Below are 18,649 nucleotides of genomic sequence, written 5' to 3'. Positions count from 1 at the left end.
TCAATGGCATAGGGGGCCGTCACAGGCCTTGTGCAGCTTCCACGCCATCGCGGCGCAGGGCAGTGTCAGGATCGCGACCAGCAGCAACTGCATCACCACCGATACGCCCGCGATGCTCAGGCCAATGGCGCAGAGCGATCCGATCACCATCGCGCCCGAATTGACGATATTATTGGCCGCCACGGTGCGCGCCGCCTCGCATTTTTCGACCGTGGTGGTGAGGAAGGCGTAAAGCGGCACCACGAACATGCCGCCGAATGTCGCGACCCCCAGCAGGCAGAGCGACAGCGGGATCGCCAGCGGATGGGCCAGGAAACCGGCGAAGGACAGCATCTGTCCGGGCGGCGCCGGCGTCCACAGGTCGCACACGATATGGAATGCGACGATGCACACGCCCATGCCGATCACCGATACGGGCGCATATTTGGCCGACACATGGCCCTGGAGCAGCCGGTTGATCGCGATCGATCCGATCGCGATACCGATCGAGAAGATGGCCAGGAACAGGCTGGCGACCGGCTTGTCGGCGGTCAGCACATTCTTCACCAGCGGCGGGAACTGGATGAACAGGATCGATCCGACCGCCCAGAACAGGCTGATCGCCATGATCGCCAGGAACAGCCGACGGATGTGCATCGTGCCCCGGACCAGCGCGACCGACGAGCGGATGATGTGGAAATCGATCGGCTGCGTTTCCAGCAGCGACGGCGCGGATGGAACCTTGCGCCCGGCGGCATAGCCGATCAGCGCGGTGACGATGATGCCCACGGCCGCCACCTCGATCGGGATCAGCCCGGCCAGGATCGTGCCGGCCAGGATCGCGATATAGGTGCCTGCTTCCACCAGCCCGGTGCCGCCCAATACCTCATCATCATGCAGATGCTGGGGCAGGATCGCATATTTGATCGGCCCGAAGAAGGTCGAATGGATGCCCATGGCGAACAGGGCGGCCAGCAGCAGCGGGATCGCCAGCGTATGGACCGCAATGCCGCTCCAGATCAGCGCCAGCCCGACCGCGCCGACGATCATGATGCCGATTTCAGCCGCTTTCACCCAGCGGATGATGACCGCCTTGTCACGCTGGTCGGCCAGTTGGCCCGACAGCGCCGACATCAGGAAGAAAGGCAATATGAATATTCCTGTCGCCAGCGCGCTGAACCAGGTTTCCGATCTTTCGTCATTATAGACCTGATAGACCACGAACAGGACCATCGCGTTCTTGAACAGATTGTCGTTGAACGCACCAAGGAGCTGGGTGATGAAAAGCGGCAAAAAACGGCGCTTGTTCAAGAGCCTGAGAGAGGCTTGCATGGATGAGGGCGTCTTCTTTCCCGTTAGCGACCGGGGCGGGGTCTAGCGGCTGCCGCCGCCCCTGTCCAATGGGTTGCGCATGGACCACCACCGCCTGCTTGTGCATGGGGCCGGACTGTGGCAGTTCGCCGCAATGCTGACGCTGCCCAATTTGCTGACGCTTTCGCGTATCCTGACGGTGCCGTTGCTGGTTGCCCTGCTCTGGCCCGAAGAGGTGGCGGGCGTGGGCCAGGGCGCGCGCTGGACCACCGGCTATGCGCTGGCGTTCGGCCTTTACTGCCTGATGGGCATCACCGACTATTTCGACGGCTATCTGGCCCGCGCGCAGGGGACGGTGTCGAAACTGGGCGTGTTTCTGGATCCGATCGCGGACAAGATCATGGTCGGCGCGGTGATCCTGATGCTGGCGGCGACCCGCGACATTGCCGGGCCGCACATCATCGCGGCGATGATCATCCTGTTGCGGGAGATCGCGGTGTCGGGCCTGCGCGAATTTCTGGCCGGGCTTCAGGTGTCGGTGCCCGTCTCCCGACTCGCCAAATGGAAGACGACCTTCCAGATCATTGCGCTGGGCGCCTTGATCCTGGCCGGCGCGGTGCCGCAATTTCCCTTCGTGCAGTCGGTCGGCGTCCTGACGCTCTGGGCCGCGGCGATCCTTACGCTCATTACCGGCTGGGATTATCTGCGCGTCGGCATCCGGCATATGGACTGATCCGATGCTGAACATTGTCTATTTCGCATGGGTGCGTGAAGGCGTGGGACGTGACGGGGAGCAGGTCGAAAGACCCGCGCCCGACGCCACGGTCGCCGATCTGGTCGCGATGCTGGCCGCGCGTGGCGGTGGGTATGCGCAGGTTCTGGGCGATCCAGTCAAATTGCGCGCGGCGATCGACCAGCGGTTCGTGCCCCTCGACACGGTAATCGGCGCGGCGGGGGAAGTCGCGCTTTTCCCCCCGGTCACGGGCGGATGAAGCGGGTTTCGATCCAGCCGCAGGATTTCGACGTGGCGGCCGAACTGGCGGCGCTGGAGGCGCTGGGCGGCGGCGGCGTCGCGAGCTTCACCGGCATCGTGCGCGGGGAGGGCGGCCTCATCGCGCTGGAACTGGAACATTATCCGGCGATGACGCAGGCGCAGGTCGACCGCATCGTCGATGATGCGCTGGCCCGCTGGCCCCTGCTGGGCGTCAGCGTCATCCACCGTTTCGGCCGGCTGGAACCGGGGGCGCGCATCGTATTCGTCGGCACGGCCTCGCGCCACCGCACCGCCGCGCTCGAAAGCTGCGCCTTCCTGATCGACTGGCTGAAATCCCACGCGCCCTTCTGGAAGAAGGAACATTTCGACGCCGGTGCGCCCCGGTGGGTCGACGCCCGCGCCGAAGATGCGGCAAAGGCGCAGGGGTGGGGCCTTTAGGCCGCTTCCGGCAAGCGGCAACTGACTGCCGCGGCATCCCGCAATATCTCCGCCAGCAGGCGAAATTCCTTCTCGCGCGGGCTGTTCCTGCGCCACACCAGCGCGATGTCGCGCCAGGCGCGATCGGACTGCAACGGCCGCGCCGCGATCCGCGTATGCTCCAATATCCCGCTGGCGATGGCCATTTCCGGGATCATCGTCACGCCCAGCCCATTGTCCACCATCTGGATCAGCGTATGCAGCGACGTGCCCATCATCGTCGCGCTCGCCCGCAATTCGGGCCGGTTGCACGCCGCCAGCGCGTGGTCCTTCAGGCAATGCCCGTCCTCCAGCAGCAGCAGCTTGCTCTCGTCGATCATCCCCGGCTTGATCCAGTCGGGCGGGTTGCTCGGCTCGTCATGGGGGAAGGCGACATAGAGCCGGTCCTGGAACAATATCTCGCTGTCCATCTCCCCCATCGGGAAGGGCAGCGCCAGCAGCACGCAATCGACATTGCCATGGCGCAGCGATTCGATCGCCGCCTGGCTCGTTTCCTCGCGCAGATAGAGTTTGAGTTCGGGCCGTTCGGCGCGCAGCCGGGGCAGCAGGCGCGGCAGCATGAACGGCGCGATGGTCGGGATCACGCTCATCCGCAACTCGCCGGTCAGCGGCTTACCCGAAGCCTCGGCGATCGCCGCCAGCTCCTCCGCCTCGCGCAGCACCCGATGCGCCTTTTCCACGATCCGGTCGCCCAGCGCGGTGAATCGCACCACCCGCCGCGTCCGCTCGACCAGCGTGACGCCGATCAGCGATTCCAGTTCGCGGATGCCCGCCGACAGGGTCGACTGGGTGACATAGCAACTGTCCGCCGCCTTGCCGAAATGGCCCTGTTCCTTCAGCGCCACCAGATATTGCAACTGTTTGAGCGTCGGCAGGTAACTGGACATTTATCGCCTTCCTCGATCAGAAAGGCGAATATAAGCGCCTCAGCCGATATATCCAAGATATTTGGCGACCCCGAACAGCGACGTGATCGTCAGGATCACCCCGACCGCGGAAAACAGGATGCGCGGTGCGACACGGCGCGCCAGCATCGCGCCGAACGGCGCCGCCACCACCCCGCCGATCACCAGGCCCAGCGTGTAGGTGGTGAATGCCTGCCAGCCCAGATGGATCAGGAAGGTCAGGCTGATCGAACTGGTCAGGATGAACTCGACCGTATTGACCGTGCCGATCGTGTGGCGCGGGCTGGACCCCTGCAACAGCAGGTTCGATGTCACGATCGGTCCCCAGCCGCCGCCCCCGGTCGCGTCCATGAAGCCGCCGACCAGGCCCAGCGGCCCGACCCATTTGGGGTCGCGCGGCTTGGGCGGCAGGTGAAAGCCGCGCCAGATCAGATACAGGCCGATCGACGCCAGATAGACCTGGATGAACGGCTTGACGACCGATCCGTCGATGTTCGACAGCATATAGGCGCCGGTCACGCCGCCGATCACGCCGGGAATGATCAGCTTTGCAAACAGTTTCCAGTCGACATTGCGGTGCAGGATATGGCTGATCGCGGATACGCCGGTGGTGAAGGTTTCGGCGACATGGACGCTGGCCGATGCGCGGCTGGGCGGCACGCCCAGCGTCAGCAGCAACGTGCTGGAAATCACGCCATAGGCCATGCCCAGCGCGCCATCGATGATCTGCGCGCCGAATCCCACCAGGATGAAGGGCCAGATGTCGCCGAAATTGGCGAGGAACATGTCGATCATCCGCTACCCTTCGCTTCTATTGTCTATCGCCATGATAGGAATATCATGGCCCGCCAAGCAAGTTTCTGTTTGTAACGCAAAAGCGCACTTAGCGCTGCATCTGGAAAAGTGCGGGCCTTTCCCTTATATGCGTTGCTCATAACAACGTTTGGAACGGTCAGGGACGGCTGGATGCTGCGCAACCTCATTTCCTATCTGGATTCGGTCAAGAGCCGCGATCCGGCACCGCGGTCCCGCGCGGAAATCCTGCTCTATCCCGGCGTCTGGTCGCTGGCCTTTCACCGGGTCGCCCATCGCCTCTATCGCGCGCGGCTCTATTTCCTGGCCCGCGCCGTCAATCATTTCTCCCGTTTCCTGACCGGCAATGACATTCATCCGGGCGCGAAGATCGGCAAGCGCTTCTTCATCGACCATGGCTTCACTGTGATCGGCGAGACGGCGGAGATCGGCGATGATGTGACCCTTTACCAGAATGTGACGCTGGGCGGCACCGATCCGGCCAATGGCATTGCGGGCAAACGGCACCCCACATTGGGCAATGGCGTGATCGTCGGGTCCGGCGCGCAGGTGCTGGGGCCGATCCGCGTCGGCGCCCGCGCCCGTGTCGGCGCCAATGCGGTCGTGACCAAGGATGTGACCGAAGGCGCGACCATGGTTGGCATCCCGGCGCGGCCGATGCTGGTCGATGTCACCGCCTATCAGCGCGACTTCATGCCCTATGGCACGCCCTGCACCGATTGCTTCGACCCGGAAAAGCAGAAGCTGGAACTGCTCCAGTGCGAAGTCGAACAGCTTCAGAAGCGGCTGGCCGAACTAATGGCGGAGCGGCAGGGCGATGACGGCGACCTGCGCCTGTTCAAGGAGCATGGCCGGGCCTGATGTCGAATGTGACGCCGTTTCCGGGACAGGGGGCCGGTTCGGCGGGCGGGCCGGGTGCCGGAGCGGCCGGCGCGCAGATCGGCTTCGACCGGCTGGAATTGCAGCGGATCATGGACCTTTATGGCCGCATGGTGTCGGCTGGCCACTGGCGCGACTATGCGATGGACATGGGCCGCGAAGCCGCGATCTTCAGCGCCTTCCGCCGCGCCGCCGAACGCCCCGAATATCGCATCGAAAAACGCCCCGCGCTCCGCCACCGCCAGGGCATGTGGGCGCTCGTCGGCGAAAGCGGCCAGATCTTGAAGCGCGGCCAGGACTTGCAGGGCGTGCTCGCCCCGGTCGAACGGAAATTGCTGCGGATCGTGGAGGATTGATGGACGGTGCGCGGCATTTCATCCAGAAGGCGTCGTGGAAATTCCTTTGCTCCGGCTGTCGCAGGTGACTGAAAAGGGCGACTTTCGGGAATATCATGGGAAGGTCGTGACCGACAGAAAATGGTCGCTTCCGCCACCTCCACATCGTCATGCCGGGCTTGATCCGGCATCCCGCTACCCGGTCCGGCGCTCCATCCAACACACTTCCAATGTAGGATAATTTCTGATCTATCCTGCCGGATGACGCTGCATCGCCGCCACCAGCCCCGCACCATCGCCTGTCCTGATCCTGCCGCGCGCCCGCGCGGCAGGATGACCTGGGTGGCGCGTCGTCATGACCTGACAGGCGCGTCGGTGGTGCGTCGCTGGCGCGTCGCGGTGGCGCGACCGTGGCTTTTCCGGTCGCACGCCCGCTGCGCGATCCACGCATTTCCGCCGGATTCGCGGGCGAAAAATATCCCTGCAACGGTGTGAACTTTGCAGGGATTTGATGGTGTGACCTTGCAGTTACCCTGCGCGCGCTTATGCTGGCGCGCGATCCAGATAGGGCAGCCGCTCCGTCACCACCGGCGGCAGGCCCCGCACCACCAGGGCGCGGGCATGGTGCCAGAAGGCGGAGAGCAGCAGCAATGCCGATCCGATCACCAGCGCCGTCAGCGCCCAGGACAGTTCGACCGCGCCGGCCTTCTGGAACAGCGCGTAGAGCGCGAACAGCACATAGGCCAGGCTCGATACCAGCAGCGCCCGCCGGTCGATCGCCAGCGCGACCAGGCCGAAGGCGACATAGAGGGCGATCACCAGCAGGGCCTGGCCGCCGTCCATCTGGTCGCCGCGCATCACGCCGAGCAGATTGAACAAAGCATGGGCGATCATCGGCGCGGCGGCCAGATGTAGCCAGAAGGCGACATCGGACCGGCGCGTGGTGCGGGCACGGTCGCGCATGTCCCACCACATGGCGAGCGCGAAGATCGCCAGCCCGGCAACCAGCAAGACAAGGAAGGCCAATGTGATGCTGCCCGGAAATGCAGCCATGACCAATCCGGCGATCACGCCTGCCCCGGCGGCCGATCCCGCCGCAACGGTGATCGGCACCATGAAGCGGCGCCAGTGCATCCATGCTGCCAGGGCGCTGATGGCCGCCACGCCCGACAGGATCAGCGACGCGGTGCTGTCGCCGGCATCGGGGAAGAGGCGGATGGCCAGCGCGAACAGGGCAAAGCCCACGCCGCCCACGAAGCCCGCCAGCAGCAGGATCGACGGCAACGCCATGCGCCGCGCCCGCGTGAAATATTCGGCCAGCCCCCAGCTTGCCGCCGCGACCAGCACGCCCGCCATGAACGCCGGCTCATGCGGCGCGGCCCCGAATCGCAGGCTGTTGCCCAGCCATCCGATCGCGACCAGCAGGATGACGCTGGCGATCGATACGAAGATATCGTTGAAGCCGGTCAGCAACCGGAAATGTTCTTCGTCGACCACCGGGCTGGCGCGCAGCCGCGCCACATGGTCGCGCAACGCCTGCGCCTGGCTCGCCGGGATGATCCCGGCCGCTACGGCATCTTGTAGATCGCTCTCGCTATACATCGATCCTGCTCCCGATCCTGTTTGAAGAATGGATGATAGCATTGCCGTATTAATACATCAACACAGTTGATTTTGGCCTTTTTCCTTGGCTTGAGCGATGTTAGCCCCGATCAATACAGAGAGAGGATGTTCACGCATGAGTTTGCCGGCACTGCTTCGGAACCGTCTGGCCCTGCCGCTGATCGGGTCGCCGATGTTCATCATCTCGCAGCCCGAACTGGTCATCGCCCAGTGCCGGGCGGGCATCGTCGGCGCCTTCCCCTCGCTCAATGCCCGGCCATCGGGCCTGTTCGAAACCTGGCTCCAGCGCTTGCAGGCCGAATTGACCGATGCCGACGCGCCCTTCGCCGTCAACCTGATCGTCCACAGGACGAACAGCCGGCTGGAGGAGGATCTGGCGCTCTGCGTCCGGTATCAGGTGCCTATCGTCATCACTTCGCTCGGCGCGCGGGAGGATGTGAACCAGGCGATCCACAGCTATGGCGGCATCGTCCTGCACGATGTCATCAACGACCGTTTCGCCCACAAGGCGATCGAAAAGGGCGCCGATGGCCTGATCGCGGTCGCGGCGGGGGCGGGCGGCCATGCCGGCACACTGTCGCCTTTTGCCCTGGTGCAGGAAATCCGGGCCTGGTTCGACGGGCCGCTCGCCCTGTCCGGCGCGATCGCCACTGGCCGCGCCATTGCGGCCGCGCGGATGATGGGCGCGGACCTTGGCTATATGGGTTCGCCCTTCATCGCCACGACAGAAGCCAATGCCGACGCCGCCTACAAGCAGATGATCGTGGACGCCCGCGCCGACGACATTCTCTATTCCGACGTATTCACCGGCGTATCGGGCAATTATCTGCGCCCCAGCATCATCGCGGCGGGCCTTGACCCGGACGCGCTGCCCAAGGCGAAGGACATGGATTTCGCCAGCCTGACCGGCGGCGAGAAAAAGGCGTGGCGCGACGTGTGGGGCTGCGGTCAGGGCATCGGCGCGATCGACAAGGTTCAGCCCGCCGCCGACTTCATCGCCGGGCTACAGGCCGACTATCGTGCGGCTGTCGCTGGCTTCACCGCTTAGGAAGGGACGCAGTTCGCCGATAAAACGGTCGAACTGGTCATGGTGCAGCCAGTGGCCGGCATCCGCGAACTCGACCAGGCGGGCGTTCGGGAAATGCCGGATGCGCCCGTCCCTGACCGGGTTGGACGCCCAACTGTCCGCGCCCAGGCACAACAATGCCGGGCAGGCGATCCGCCGCCAGAATTCCGGCAGGTCTGCATCGCTCCCGGCCTGTGGCGCCATGATCTTCAAATAGGGGTCGAATTTCCAGCTATAGCTGCCATCCTCGTTGCGGTTGACGCCATGGCTGGTCAGGTGCAGCGCCTGCTCCACCGACAGATGCTCGTTGCGTTCGCGCATCCGCCCGATCGCCGCCTCGATCGTGGGATAGCGGCGCTGTGTCCGCCGGGCGCTGGCACGGCGCGATTCGATCCATTCGCGCCAGACATCGGTATCGGACTGCTCGGCCTTCTGCTTCAACCGTTCCGGCGACAGGCCCAGCCCTTCGATCGCGACGATCCGGCGCAGCTTTTCGGGGAACAGCCCGGCATAGCGCAGGCATATCGCCCCGCCCAGCGAATGGCCCAGCAGCGTCACCGGCGGCCGGTCGAGCAGGTCGATCAGCAATGCCAGATCATAAACGAAATTGGCCATCATATAGGAGCCGTCCTGCGCCCAGCCGCTGTCGCCATGCCCGCGCAAATCAGGGACGATGACATGATAGTCCCGCGCCAGCGCGCGCGCGGTCCAGTCCCAACTGCGCGCATGGTCGAACCCGCCATGCACCAAGATCAGCGTGGGCGCCGACGGATTGCCCCAATCCAGATAATGCAGCCGGGTTCGCAGCGACGTATAGAAATGCGAGGTAGGGGTGGGCGCGATCGGCGTATCCATACAGTCCTGCGGGCTGGGAAGGGGAATGATCATCCCCATTGGCGAACCGCGCCGATGTTGCAAGCGCGAAGCGATGTACATCGGGCCTTTCCCACTATTTCGATCGCTTTGTTCGATCCTGTTCCATTCAGGCCCGTCTTATTCGGGTGGGTGCGTCGGTGCGCCCTCGGCCGTGACAGATTGCATCACCGCGGCTTCACGGCTCACGGTCGCGACCACCTGCGCCAGGTCGGCCTGCCGGAATGGCTTGTCCAGTCGGGGACGGCGCGTGGCATGCGGGGGCAATTCGGCAAAGCCGGTTATGATGATCACCGGCAGCCCAGGGCGCATGGCGTCAATCGCATCGGCCAGTTGCGCCCCGGTCATGCCCGGCATGGCGTGGTCGGTTACCACCAGGTCGACCGCGCCGCGCTCCAATATCCGCAACGCATCTTTCGCGGAAGCCGCCTGAAATACGGTATGGCCCATATCCTCCAGCATGCCGGCAGTATTGGTGAGCACCAGATCATCATCGTCGACCGCCAAGATAACAAGCGGCGTGATGTCCTCCAGCCGCACGGCGGTCATCATGACCGGCGGCTGTTCGTCGTCAGCCTGCGCCATCGGCAACCAGAGCGATACCGTAGTGCCCTGACCCGGTTCGCTCGCGATGGTCAGCGATCCGCCGCATTGTTGGGCAAAGCCATGAACCATGGAGAGGCCCAGTCCCGTCCCCTTGCCCACGCCCTTGGTGGTAAAGAAAGGTTCGCGCGCCCGTTCCAGCGTGGCGGTGTCCATGCCCTCGCCTTCGTCGATCACGGACAACCGTACATAGGTGCCCGCTTGCAGCTCGGGACGCCGGCCTTCCTCTACCGCGACCTCGGCTGCGTCGATGATGATGCGCCCGCCATCGGGCATCGCATCACGCGCATTGACCGCCAGGTTGAGCAGTGCCAATTCCAACTGGGTCGGGTCGGCATAAGCGGCGCGCAGGGCCAGCGCAAAGCGCGTTTCGATCGACACGGCCGCGCCCAAAGTGGTGCGCAGCAGTTCGGCCATGCCCCGGACCAGTGCAACGCAGTCGACCCCCTGCAATTTCAGTTCCTGCTTGCGCGCGAAGGCCAGCATCCGCTGGGTCAGGGTTGCGCCACGCTCTGCGGCGGTCATCGCATTGTCGAGATAGCGGCTTATGTCGCCGCCGCTCGCCAGTCGCTGCCGCGCCAGGTCCAGGCTGCCGACGATCACCGCCAGCAGGTTGTTGAAATCATGGGCCACTCCGCCGGTCAGCTTGCCGATGGCGTCCATCTTCTGGGTCTGGACGATGGCGTCGCGCGCCTCATCCAGTGCTTTCTGGGCGTCGCGCCGTTCGGTCAGGTCGCGCGTGATCTTGGCAAATCCCAGCAGCGTGCCGTTGTCGCTGCGGATCGGATCGATGACGACATTGGCCCAGAAGCGCGATCCATCCTTGCGAATGCGCCACCCTTCCGCTTCGAACCGTCCTTCGGTTTCCGCCGTGTGCAAGGCGCGCGATGGCAGGCCGGCCAGCCGGTCCTCATCGCTGTAGAAGCGAGCGAAATTCTGGCCCAATATCTCCTCGGTCTTATAGCCTTTGAAACGCTCCGCGCCCATGTTCCAACTGGTGATGGTGCCTACCGGATCGAGCATGTAGATGGCATAGTCGGTGACGCTCTGAACCAGCATGCGAAACCGCTCTTCACTGGCGCGCAGCGCTTCCTGCGCGCTGCGCTGCTGGGTCAGGTCGCGCGTGACTTTGGCGAAACCCAGCAAATGTCCTGCCGGATCGCGGATGGGATCGATGACGACATTGGCCCAGAAGCGCGATTCGTCCTTGCGCACCCGCCATCCTTCCGCCTCGAAGCGGCCATCATGTTCCGCGGCGTAGAGCGCAAGTGCCGGAAGGCCCGCCGCCTGATCCTCTGGCGTATAGAAGAGCGAGACATGCTGCCCGACAATCTCCTGCGCTTCATAGCCCTTGAAACGGCGCGCGCCGGCGTTCCAACTGATAACGATCCCGTCGGGATCGAGCATGTAGATGGCATAATCGCTGATGCTCTGAACCAGCAGTTCAAAACGGTTGCCGGCCTGCCCGATCGAATCCCTGTTCATCATGTCCCCGCATCGCACGCCAGTGGAAGCGCTCTGAGCCACCAAGGAAAACGCTTTTGAAGCGCGAACGTTCCGCTTGCGGCATGGATCGGCCGTCCGCCGGTTTTCGGCCTGTGCTGCACTCCGCGCCATGGCGGCCATATTTATGTGCGGAGTGCCGGAATAATGGCAGCCGGGGTGCTGTCCCGGTAACGGACGACGACGAGCGCGCTCATGCATCGTTGACAGTGCCCCATGGCTTGGGCCATGGACGCAAAACAACGCGGGTGTAGCTCAATGGTAGAGCAGCAGCTTCCCAAGCTGACGACGGGGGTTCGATTCCCCTCACCCGCTCCAATCCTTGGGTTCAGCGCTCGATCTGGCTCACATCGCGCACAGCGCCCTTGGCCGCGTTGGTCGTCATCGCCGCATAGGCGCGCAGGGCGGGGGAGACTTCGCGCTTGCGCCCGAACGGCTTCCACGCCTTTGCGCCGCGCGCTTCCATCTCCGCCCGCCGCTGCGCCAGCAGCGCGTCGTCCAGGTCGACCTTGATGACGCGCGCGGGAATGTCGATGACGATGGGGTCGCCGGTCTGGACGAGGGCGATCAGGCCGCCTTCGGCCGCTTCGGGCGAGACATGGCCGATCGACAGGCCCGACGTGCCGCCCGAAAAGCGCCCGTCGGTGATGAGCGCGCAGGCCTTGCCCAGTCCCTTGGACTTGAGATAGCTGGTCGGATAGAGCATTTCCTGCATACCGGGACCACCTTTCGGCCCTTCATAGCGGATGATGACGACGTCCTTTTCCTTGACCTCATTGCCCAAAATCCCCGCGACCGCCGCGTCCTGACTTTCATAGACCCGCGCGGTGCCGTGAAAGACGAGGATGCTTTCGTCCACGCCCGCCGTCTTGACGATGCAGCCTTCGGGCGCAAGATTGCCGAACAGCACGGCGAGGCCCCCATCCTTGGAAAAGGCATGTTCGGCCGAGCGGATAACCCCCTGTTCGCGGTCGGTGTCCAGTTCTTCCCACCGTTCCGACTGGCTGAACGCCACCTGTGTCGGCACCCCGCCGGGCGCCGCGCGATAGAAGTTGCGGACTTCCTCGCTATTGGTGCGACCAATGTCCCAGCGCGCCAGCGCCGCCGCCATGGTCGGCGCATGGACGGTCGGGAGCGATGCGTCGATCAGGCCCGCGCGCTCCAGTTCGCCAAGGATGGCCATGATCCCCCCGGCGCGGTGGACATCCTCCATATGCACGTCATTCTTGGCGGGCGCGACCTTGCACAGGCATGGCACGCGGCGCGACAGGCGATCAATGTCCGCCATGGTGAAGTCGATGCCGCCTTCATAAGCCGCCGCCAGCAGATGCAGCACCGTGTTGGACGATCCGCCCATGGCAATGTCGAGGCTCATCGCATTTTCGAACGCCGCGAAGTTGGCGATGCTGCGCGGCAGGACGCTTTCGTCATCCTGCTCATAATAGCGCTTCGTAATGTCGACGATGACATGGCCCGCTTCGCGGAACAGGCGTTCGCGGTCCGAATGGGTGGCGAGCGTGGAGCCGTTGCCCGGCAGCGACAGGCCCAGTGCCTCGGTCAGGCAGTTCATCGAATTGGCGGTGAACATGCCCGAACATGACCCGCAGGTGGGGCAGGCAGAGCGCTCGATCGTCTGCACTTCCTCGTCCGTGTAATTGTCGTCGGCGGCGACGACCATCGCGTCGACCAGATCAAGCGCGACCTTCTTGCCGCGCACAGTCGCCTTGCCCGCTTCCATCGGCCCGCCCGACACGAACACGACGGGGATGTTGAGGCGCATGGCGGCCATCAACATGCCCGGCGTGATCTTGTCGCAATTGGAGATGCACACGATCGCGTCGGCGCAATGGGCGTTGACCATATATTCGACGCTGTCGGCGATCAGATCGCGGCTGGGCAGCGAATAGAGCATGCCGCCATGGCCCATGGCGATGCCGTCATCGACCGCGATGGTGTTGAATTCCTTGGCGACGCCGCCCGCCGCCTCAATCTCGCGCGCGACGAGTTGGCCCAGATCCTTGAGGTGGACATGGCCGGGCACGAACTGGGTGAAGCTGTTGGCGATGGCGATGATCGGCTTGCCGAAATCCTCATCCTTCATGCCCGTCGCGCGCCACAGGCCGCGCGCGCCCGCCATGTTGCGGCCGTGGGTGGTGGTGCGGGAGCGGTAGGCGGGCATTGCAACGGTCCTTCGACTAGGGGTGCCGCCGCTCTACAGCGATGGGACGAAGCTGTGAAACATATTCTTCCGCTTTCGCCGGCGCTTTTACCGAGAAGCATCAGGTGCATGGCGGTGCCCAATATTGAGACAGCGTATTGATGCAGCAAGTGAGACAGCGAGTGGTACACCTGAACGGGTTTTTCGCATTGATGCCTGCGCAGAATATATATTGGCGATCAGGGCATCATCATCAATCGGAGGGTTCGACGCAGCACAGCCTGTCCCGCGATGGGACCGGCGATGGTCCGCCTGCAATGTCGGGCTGGCGCTGGCGGATATCATGGTTAAGAAATGCTTCATGTCTGTGTTCCGGCTCTCTTTTCCCCGGCTCTCTTTTTCATTGTGCGCCCGTGCCCTTGCCGGGGTGCTGGCGTGCGCGCCGATCGCCGTGCCGATCGTTGCGCAGGCGCAGGACGGGACGGAACAACTGGCGCCCGGCGGCTATCGCTGGCTGGGGCGGGGGCCGTGGGATGGCCCGATCTACATGGTCATCAGCATCGAAAGGCAGATGATTCATGTCTATAGCGGCGACCTGCTGATCGGCATGGCCAGCGTGTCGACCGGCATGAAGGGGCATCGCACCCCGACCGGCGACTATCCGATATTGCAGAAGCGGCAATGGCACCGCTCCAACCTCTACAGCAATGCGCCGATGCCCTATATGCAGCGGCTGACGTGGGACGGGATCGCGCTCCATGCCGGGCATAATCCGGGCTACCCCGCCAGCCATGGCTGCATCCGCCTGCCCTATGCCTTCGCCCGCGACCTGTTCGCGCTGACGAGGATCGGGACGTTCGTGGAGGTGACGCAGGCCCGGCTGACGGCGGCGCTGAAGCTCGACCCGCTGGTGCTGGGCGATCCGGGCAGCGCGGTGGTGAGTTTCGGGACGGGGCGGGGCGCGCCGCTCCGTTTGCCGCCGCCGGGGGCGGAGGACGGGGCGGCCGGGGTGCCGATGCTGGCGATCGATCCGGCGATTTTCGGGTTTTGAGGGCGGTAGGGGTGGTCTGTTTTGGGTGGGTAGCGGAACGGCCGCTTGCGATAGGGAACTGCGACAAGCTGACGCTTGGCACAACCCGGTAGGCGTTTTATGCCCTACCGATGGCGCAGACCCAGCATAGCTTCGTAAACCGTAAGGAAAGCCCGATCTACGTGTCGGTCGAACCATGGCCAGAGTGCTTTGAGTTGGACCCGGGCGACAGACTAACGCTCATATGGGATGCCTCCGAAAGCGGGGATGCCATCACGATTAATTTTATCAACGATCACGAACTTGTTGCATGGCCGAACGGTGAGACCCATCTGATGCAATATCTCATCAACGGTGAGGAAGCTGAAGATCGAAGCTGGACCTTCAAGCATCGGTGATTTGTCATGTAAGAAGATGATGGGATGGATTTTAGACTTTCCGCTATCGGATGGGAAACTGCTATATCAGCCATCCGAATTTCTTGACGAGGCGAACGTGAAGAAAATAATCGCAGCAGCGGTGATGCTCTTAGTGTTAGTCGCCAATCCGGCGGAAGCTGGCGACATTGTAGGGCCGGGACGCTTCTGTGGCTATTCGCCGATTATCGACCTGCGAGATGGTGAGAAGGTCACGACTTTGGAAGGTGGGATGCACGGGGGCAGCTTCCGCTGGGAAGGTGCTTTCGGGACCCTTGAAGTGCATGGAACAGGTTGGGCCAGTCGTCCAAAGGGACGGATTGTTAAAGCTCGTTCGTCCAACGGTCCTGTACGATTTGCACAAAGGCGAGCGGAAGGCCTCTACCAAATAGCAATCTGGAATGGCGAACACGGCGCGGCCTATTTCACGTCACCGAATCCATTCATCCCATCTCAATTGGATGCGATCGATCGAGTGGAGCTATTTGAGGAGGGGCAGTCTCCATCTAACTGCAAATTACGGACCATCTTTTCTTGGGAATAGCCACAATTGAGGCCGGTTTTGATTGTGATTTTAATCGACGCGAACGGCAAAAAATGGTCGATGGGCGACTATATCAGCATCCGTCCGCCCCATGCAAAAGTGATGGCATAGAAGAACAGGGCGACGAGAAAAAAAGCTGCTTTCGATAGATGGCTCATCCGGGTTCCTGCCTTGGTGGCACTCCATGTGTAAAATGCCCCAAAAGCCAGCGGAAACCATGCAGCGACCAGTGCAGCTGCGGCAATCTGGGTCTGCCAACCTCGCTCTGAATCAGTGAACCACAGGATGCCGATATAGGCGAGGAACGAGGCCGGAAAGAGCAAGGCAACATATATCGACCAGCTTCCCATCAGCCAATGCCGCGACGACGGCTCAGAGGTTGGACCCATCATATCCCGACTATCGGTGATTCCACCAATGTCTGCAATCGTGATCGCATCGATGCGCGTAGAGCGGCAACAAATGGTCGCAACCGGAAATTCCTCCCCTGCCAGGGAAGGATGGAGCGTAATTTCCATCCCGCGTCAGACGCCGTTCAACCCCGCGTCCGCCAGGCCGCGCCAGAGGTGGAGCGCCTGCACGCTTTCCTTGACGTCATGCACTCGCACCATCTGCGCGCCGAGCTGCGCCGCGCGGAAGGCGAGGGCGATGGAGCCGCCCAGCCGGTCGGCGGCCGGCGCCTCGTTCGACAGCGCGCCGATGAGGCGCTTGCGGCTGCCCGCGAACAACAAGGGCACGCCCAGCCCCTGGAAGGTCGCAAGGCCGTTCACCAGCGCCAGATTGTCAGCGAGGCTCTTGCCAAAGCCCAGGCCCGGATCGACCATGATCCTGTCGCGGGCAATGCCCGCCGCCTCGCAAGCGGCGATACGTGCGTCCAGATGGTCGAACACATCGGCGACGACATCGCCATAGCCGGCGGGATTGTCGTGCGGATCGTCGCCGGCGGACGGGGCGTGCATCAGGATGACCGGGCAGGCGGCGCGCGCCACCACCTCTAGGCTGCGCGGGTCGTGCGCCAGCGCGCTGACATCGTTCACGATGGCCGCTCCGGCGGCAAGCGCCGCCTCCATCACCGCCGCCTTGCGGGTGTCGACCGATACCGGGATGCCGGACGCGGCCAGCCGTTCGATGACGGGGGCGATGCGCGCGATCTCGTCCCCCTCCCAGACCTTGGCCGCTTTGGGCCGGGTCGATTCGCCGCCCACGTCGATCAGCGCCGCGCCGGCCGCCGCCATGGCAAAGCCGGCGTCGGCCGCCGCCTGCGGATCGCCGACATGCCGGCCGCCGTCGGAGAAGCTGTCGGGGGTGACGTTCAGGATCGCCATCACCTGCGGCGCGTCGAAGCGGATGGTGCGATCGCCCAGCACCAGCGGCGCGCGGGGGGCGGAGATGTTGGCGGCGAGCTGCCGGGCGCGCCGGGCCAGCGGATCGGGCAGGGTGGCGATGGTGGCATCGAAATCCGCCACCGGCACGGTCGTCCGGGCGATCCGCCGCGCGCCGTCGAACGCGCTCAGTGCATAGCCCTGGAACCAGATCAGCCCATTGCCCATCCGCGCCGCCGATCCATCGGGCAGGCCGATGGGGGTCGGCACGAACCAGACGGGTTTCAGGTACAGGCGGGCATGGGGGGGAAGGGTGGGCAATGGCGTCATAACTAACCCCGTTCGCCCCCCGCGAAGGCGAAGGGCCGTGCTGAACGGAGCGAAGCGGCTTCCTCTTCGCTCAGAGATGGGCTTCGACTTCGCTCAGCCCGAACGGAATTGCAAGGCGGGCGCTTACGGTTCGTTCGCCAGCAGATAGGTCTGGCGCAGCGTGTCGATCGGCAGCAGCTTCCCTTCCGCCTCATGGTGCCAGAAGGTCCAGCCGTTGCAGCTTGGTGCGCCCTGCAAGGTCGCGCCCATCTTGTGGATCGAGCCGCTGTCCGTTCCCACCGCCAGCGACCCGTCCGCGCGAACCTCCGCCCGCCAGCGGCGCCTGGCGTCGGTCAGGATCGTGCCGGGGGCGAGATAGCCGGTTTCGACCAGCGTGCCGAAGGCGACCTTGGGCTGCTGGCGCGCGGTCTGCATGATGGTGAGCGCGCTTTCGTCCAGCGGCAGCGCCGCCTCGATCCGTTCCAGCGCGACCTCGATATAGCTGTCTTCGCGCTCGATGCCGATCCATTTGCGGCCCAGCCGCTTGGCCACCGCGCCGGTGGTGCCGGTGCCGAAAAAGGGATCGAGCACGACATCGCCGGGCTTGGTGCAGGCCAGCATCACACGATAGAGCAGGGCTTCGGGCTTTTGCGTGGGATGTGCCTTGGTCCCGTTGCGCTTCAGCCGCTCCTGCCCGCCGCAGATCGGCAGCACCCAGTCGGAGCGCATCTGCAATTCATCGTTCAGCGTCTTCATCGCCTTGTAATTGAACGTATATTTTGCGTCCTCACCCTGGCTGGCCCAGATCAGCGTTTCATGCGCGTTGGTGAAGCGGGTGCCCTTGAAATTGGGCATGGGGTTGGACTTGCGCCAGATGATGTCGTTGAGAATCCAGAAGCCTTCGTCCTGGAGCGCGGTGCCGACGCGGAAGATGTTGTGATAGCTGCCGATCACCCAGATCGAGCCGTTGGGTTTCAATATGCGGCGCGCCTCGCGCAGCCACGCCTTGGTGAAGCGGTCATAGCTGCCCAGCGTGTCGAACTTGTCCCAGTCATTGTCGACCGCATCGACGCGGCCGCCTTCGGGCCGGTACAGGTCGCCGCCCAGTTGCAGATTATAGGGCGGATCGGCAAAGATCATGTCGATGCAATTGTCGGGCAGGCTGGCCATGTGGGCGATGCAATCGCCGCGCAGCAGGGTGTCGGTGGCGATTTTGGCCGCTTCGACCTCGACCGGCCGTGCCGCCTTTTTCCGCCGCGGCACCGCGACGCGCTCCATCAAACCCATGTACAAGCCCCCGAATTCGTTCCGAGGCCCAGCGATGAGTCCTTGGGAGTCTGTCGTCAAGATCAGCGCTTTGGCACCGACCGTTCAGACCATGGTTAACATGGGGGTGAACGAAGGGTGGACCCACAAGATATAGAGTCGGGCGAGTCGCGACAGACTCCATATGGGGCGGTGTGACTCAAAAGACTCAGTGGCCGCGCCCGGCGACTTTTTTTGGTTAAC

General features: G+C 63.7%; 20 protein-coding genes and 1 tRNA gene. 11 read left to right on the top strand and 10 right to left on the bottom strand.

The annotated features are described in order from the left end of the window. Positions 1-1,311, bottom strand: coding sequence for an MFS transporter (locus Q4610_RS02070; RefSeq protein ID WP_304534352.1), 1,311 nt, complete (start codon positions 1,309-1,311; stop codon positions 1-3). 133 nt (positions 1,312-1,444) lie between these two features. Here Q4610_RS02070 and pgsA point away from each other — a divergent pair, with 133 nt between their 5' ends. From pgsA to Q4610_RS02055, 3 genes are read left to right on the top strand one after another with little or no spacing between them, the layout of a single operon-like run. Then, complete coding sequence (gene pgsA / locus Q4610_RS02065) at positions 1,445-2,023, top strand: CDP-diacylglycerol--glycerol-3-phosphate 3-phosphatidyltransferase (RefSeq protein ID WP_304534841.1); 579 nt, start codon at positions 1,445-1,447, stop codon at positions 2,021-2,023. Positions 2,024-2,027: 4 nt separating this feature from the next. Continuing rightward, complete coding sequence (locus Q4610_RS02060; RefSeq protein WP_304534351.1) at positions 2,028-2,282, top strand: MoaD/ThiS family protein; 255 nt, start codon at positions 2,028-2,030, stop codon at positions 2,280-2,282. Further along, a complete protein-coding gene (locus tag Q4610_RS02055; protein ID WP_304534350.1) occupies positions 2,279-2,722 on the top strand; it encodes a molybdenum cofactor biosynthesis protein MoaE in 444 nt (147 codons plus the stop codon). Before Q4610_RS02060 ends, Q4610_RS02055 begins: the two co-directional genes overlap by 4 nt. Here Q4610_RS02055 and Q4610_RS02050 read toward each other — a convergent pair. Both Q4610_RS02050 and Q4610_RS02045 read right to left on the bottom strand, forming a co-directional pair. Then, positions 2,719-3,648, bottom strand: a complete 930-nt coding sequence (locus Q4610_RS02050; RefSeq protein WP_304534349.1) for a hydrogen peroxide-inducible genes activator — start codon at positions 3,646-3,648, stop codon at positions 2,719-2,721. The genes Q4610_RS02055 and Q4610_RS02050 overlap by 4 nt on opposite strands. Positions 3,649-3,687: 39 nt before the next feature. Beyond that, positions 3,688-4,461 (bottom strand): sulfite exporter TauE/SafE family protein, encoded by a 774-nt coding sequence (locus tag Q4610_RS02045; RefSeq protein ID WP_304534348.1) that lies wholly within the window; start codon positions 4,459-4,461, stop codon positions 3,688-3,690. A gap of 171 nt (positions 4,462-4,632) precedes the next feature. Between Q4610_RS02045 and epsC the strand changes: the two genes are divergently transcribed. The 3 genes from epsC (at position 4,633) to Q4610_RS02030 (ending at position 6,188) form a co-directional block, all read left to right on the top strand. Next, positions 4,633-5,340: a serine O-acetyltransferase EpsC gene (gene epsC / locus Q4610_RS02040; protein WP_304534347.1), complete on the top strand. Its 708-nt coding sequence runs from the start codon at positions 4,633-4,635 to the stop codon at positions 5,338-5,340. After that, the gene (locus Q4610_RS02035; protein WP_304534346.1) at positions 5,340-5,714 is read left to right on the top strand and encodes a DUF2794 domain-containing protein; all 375 of its coding nucleotides are present in this window, start codon (positions 5,340-5,342) and stop codon (positions 5,712-5,714) included. The genes epsC and Q4610_RS02035 overlap by 1 nt, the downstream gene beginning before the upstream one ends. A gap of 240 nt (positions 5,715-5,954) precedes the next feature. Further along, the gene (locus Q4610_RS02030) at positions 5,955-6,188 is read left to right on the top strand and encodes a hypothetical protein (RefSeq protein ID WP_304534345.1); all 234 of its coding nucleotides are present in this window, start codon (positions 5,955-5,957) and stop codon (positions 6,186-6,188) included. A gap of 48 nt (positions 6,189-6,236) precedes the next feature. Here Q4610_RS02030 and Q4610_RS02025 read toward each other — a convergent pair whose 3' ends face one another. Continuing rightward, positions 6,237-7,295 (bottom strand): DUF2339 domain-containing protein, encoded by a 1,059-nt coding sequence (locus tag Q4610_RS02025; protein ID WP_304534344.1) that lies wholly within the window; start codon positions 7,293-7,295, stop codon positions 6,237-6,239. 136 nt (positions 7,296-7,431) lie between these two features. On the opposite strand from Q4610_RS02025, the gene Q4610_RS02020 reads away from it, so the two are divergent. Beyond that, on the top strand, positions 7,432-8,364 hold the full coding sequence (locus Q4610_RS02020; RefSeq protein ID WP_304534343.1) for an NAD(P)H-dependent flavin oxidoreductase: 933 nt from the start codon (positions 7,432-7,434) through the stop codon (positions 8,362-8,364). Here Q4610_RS02020 and Q4610_RS02015 read toward each other — a convergent pair. Further along, positions 8,320-9,237, bottom strand: a complete 918-nt coding sequence (locus tag Q4610_RS02015; protein ID WP_304534342.1) for an alpha/beta fold hydrolase — start codon at positions 9,235-9,237, stop codon at positions 8,320-8,322. The genes Q4610_RS02020 and Q4610_RS02015 overlap by 45 nt on opposite strands. 138 nt (positions 9,238-9,375) lie before the next feature. Then, positions 9,376-11,343, bottom strand: a complete 1,968-nt coding sequence (locus Q4610_RS02010) for a hybrid sensor histidine kinase/response regulator (RefSeq protein WP_304534840.1) — start codon at positions 11,341-11,343, stop codon at positions 9,376-9,378. Positions 11,344-11,605: 262 nt separating this feature from the next. Here Q4610_RS02010 and Q4610_RS02005 point away from each other — a divergent pair. Then, positions 11,606-11,679 (top strand) — tRNA-Gly (locus Q4610_RS02005). A 10-nt stretch (positions 11,680-11,689) separates the two neighbouring features. On the opposite strand, the gene ilvD is transcribed toward Q4610_RS02005, so the two are convergent. Further along, on the bottom strand, positions 11,690-13,540 hold the full coding sequence (gene ilvD / locus Q4610_RS02000; protein WP_304534341.1) for a dihydroxy-acid dehydratase: 1,851 nt from the start codon (positions 13,538-13,540) through the stop codon (positions 11,690-11,692). A gap of 340 nt (positions 13,541-13,880) precedes the next feature. Here ilvD and Q4610_RS01995 point away from each other — a divergent pair, with 340 nt between their 5' ends. The 3 genes from Q4610_RS01995 to Q4610_RS01985 all read left to right on the top strand — a co-directional run bounded on the left by Q4610_RS01995 (position 13,881) and on the right by Q4610_RS01985 (position 15,509). Further along, the gene (locus Q4610_RS01995) at positions 13,881-14,570 is read left to right on the top strand and encodes a L,D-transpeptidase family protein (protein WP_304534340.1); all 690 of its coding nucleotides are present in this window, start codon (positions 13,881-13,883) and stop codon (positions 14,568-14,570) included. 110 nt (positions 14,571-14,680) lie between these two features. Beyond that, positions 14,681-14,947: a hypothetical protein gene (locus Q4610_RS01990; protein ID WP_304534339.1), complete on the top strand. Its 267-nt coding sequence runs from the start codon at positions 14,681-14,683 to the stop codon at positions 14,945-14,947. Beyond that, complete coding sequence (locus tag Q4610_RS01985) at positions 14,904-15,509, top strand: hypothetical protein (RefSeq protein WP_304534338.1); 606 nt, start codon at positions 14,904-14,906, stop codon at positions 15,507-15,509. Before Q4610_RS01990 ends, Q4610_RS01985 begins: the two co-directional genes overlap by 44 nt. Before the next feature lie 68 nt (positions 15,510-15,577). Here Q4610_RS01985 and Q4610_RS01980 read toward each other — a convergent pair whose 3' ends face one another. The 3 genes from Q4610_RS01980 to Q4610_RS01970 all read right to left on the bottom strand — a co-directional run bounded on the left by Q4610_RS01980 (position 15,578) and on the right by Q4610_RS01970 (position 18,427). Then, positions 15,578-16,027 (bottom strand): hypothetical protein, encoded by a 450-nt coding sequence (locus Q4610_RS01980; protein WP_304534337.1) that lies wholly within the window; start codon positions 16,025-16,027, stop codon positions 15,578-15,580. Positions 16,028-16,033: 6 nt separating this feature from the next. Further along, entirely contained in the window at positions 16,034-17,161 is a 1,128-nt protein-coding gene (gene folP / locus Q4610_RS01975) for a dihydropteroate synthase (protein WP_304534336.1), read from the bottom strand. Positions 17,162-17,284: 123 nt separating this feature from the next. Beyond that, the gene (locus Q4610_RS01970) at positions 17,285-18,427 is read right to left on the bottom strand and encodes a site-specific DNA-methyltransferase (protein ID WP_304534335.1); all 1,143 of its coding nucleotides are present in this window, start codon (positions 18,425-18,427) and stop codon (positions 17,285-17,287) included. Positions 18,428-18,649 lie beyond the last annotated feature (222 nt).

It is taken from the genome of Sphingobium cyanobacteriorum (assembly GCF_030580935.1).
In the GTDB taxonomy this organism is placed as follows: domain Bacteria; phylum Pseudomonadota; class Alphaproteobacteria; order Sphingomonadales; family Sphingomonadaceae; genus Sphingobium; species Sphingobium cyanobacteriorum.
This window is presented reverse-complemented; position numbering and strand designations above follow the sequence as displayed.

Excerpts from the sequence above, each read along its gene's own strand:
- Q4610_RS02070 (WP_304534352.1), bottom strand. The coding sequence starts at position 1,311 with ATGCAAGCCTCTCTCAGGCTCTTGAACAAGCGCCGTTTTTTGCCGCTT.
- pgsA (WP_304534841.1), top strand. The coding sequence starts at position 1,445 with ATGCTGACGCTGCCCAATTTGCTGACGCTTTCGCGTATCCTGACGGTG.
- Q4610_RS02060 (WP_304534351.1), top strand. The coding sequence starts at position 2,028 with ATGCTGAACATTGTCTATTTCGCATGGGTGCGTGAAGGCGTGGGACGT.
- Q4610_RS02055 (WP_304534350.1), top strand. The coding sequence starts at position 2,279 with ATGAAGCGGGTTTCGATCCAGCCGCAGGATTTCGACGTGGCGGCCGAA.
- Q4610_RS02050 (WP_304534349.1), bottom strand. The coding sequence starts at position 3,648 with ATGTCCAGTTACCTGCCGACGCTCAAACAGTTGCAATATCTGGTGGCG.
- Q4610_RS02045 (WP_304534348.1), bottom strand. The coding sequence starts at position 4,461 with ATGATCGACATGTTCCTCGCCAATTTCGGCGACATCTGGCCCTTCATC.
- epsC (WP_304534347.1), top strand. The coding sequence starts at position 4,633 with ATGCTGCGCAACCTCATTTCCTATCTGGATTCGGTCAAGAGCCGCGAT.
- Q4610_RS02035 (WP_304534346.1), top strand. The coding sequence starts at position 5,340 with ATGTCGAATGTGACGCCGTTTCCGGGACAGGGGGCCGGTTCGGCGGGC.
- Q4610_RS02030 (WP_304534345.1), top strand. The coding sequence starts at position 5,955 with ATGACGCTGCATCGCCGCCACCAGCCCCGCACCATCGCCTGTCCTGAT.
- Q4610_RS02025 (WP_304534344.1), bottom strand. The coding sequence starts at position 7,295 with ATGTATAGCGAGAGCGATCTACAAGATGCCGTAGCGGCCGGGATCATC.
- Q4610_RS02020 (WP_304534343.1), top strand. The coding sequence starts at position 7,432 with ATGAGTTTGCCGGCACTGCTTCGGAACCGTCTGGCCCTGCCGCTGATC.
- Q4610_RS02015 (WP_304534342.1), bottom strand. The coding sequence starts at position 9,237 with ATGGATACGCCGATCGCGCCCACCCCTACCTCGCATTTCTATACGTCG.
- Q4610_RS02010 (WP_304534840.1), bottom strand. The coding sequence starts at position 11,343 with ATGAACAGGGATTCGATCGGGCAGGCCGGCAACCGTTTTGAACTGCTG.
- ilvD (WP_304534341.1), bottom strand. The coding sequence starts at position 13,540 with ATGCCCGCCTACCGCTCCCGCACCACCACCCACGGCCGCAACATGGCG.
- Q4610_RS01995 (WP_304534340.1), top strand. The coding sequence starts at position 13,881 with ATGTCTGTGTTCCGGCTCTCTTTTCCCCGGCTCTCTTTTTCATTGTGC.
- Q4610_RS01990 (WP_304534339.1), top strand. The coding sequence starts at position 14,681 with ATGGCGCAGACCCAGCATAGCTTCGTAAACCGTAAGGAAAGCCCGATC.
- Q4610_RS01980 (WP_304534337.1), bottom strand. The coding sequence starts at position 16,027 with ATGGAAATTACGCTCCATCCTTCCCTGGCAGGGGAGGAATTTCCGGTT.
- folP (WP_304534336.1), bottom strand. The coding sequence starts at position 17,161 with ATGACGCCATTGCCCACCCTTCCCCCCCATGCCCGCCTGTACCTGAAA.
- Q4610_RS01970 (WP_304534335.1), bottom strand. The coding sequence starts at position 18,427 with ATGGGTTTGATGGAGCGCGTCGCGGTGCCGCGGCGGAAAAAGGCGGCA.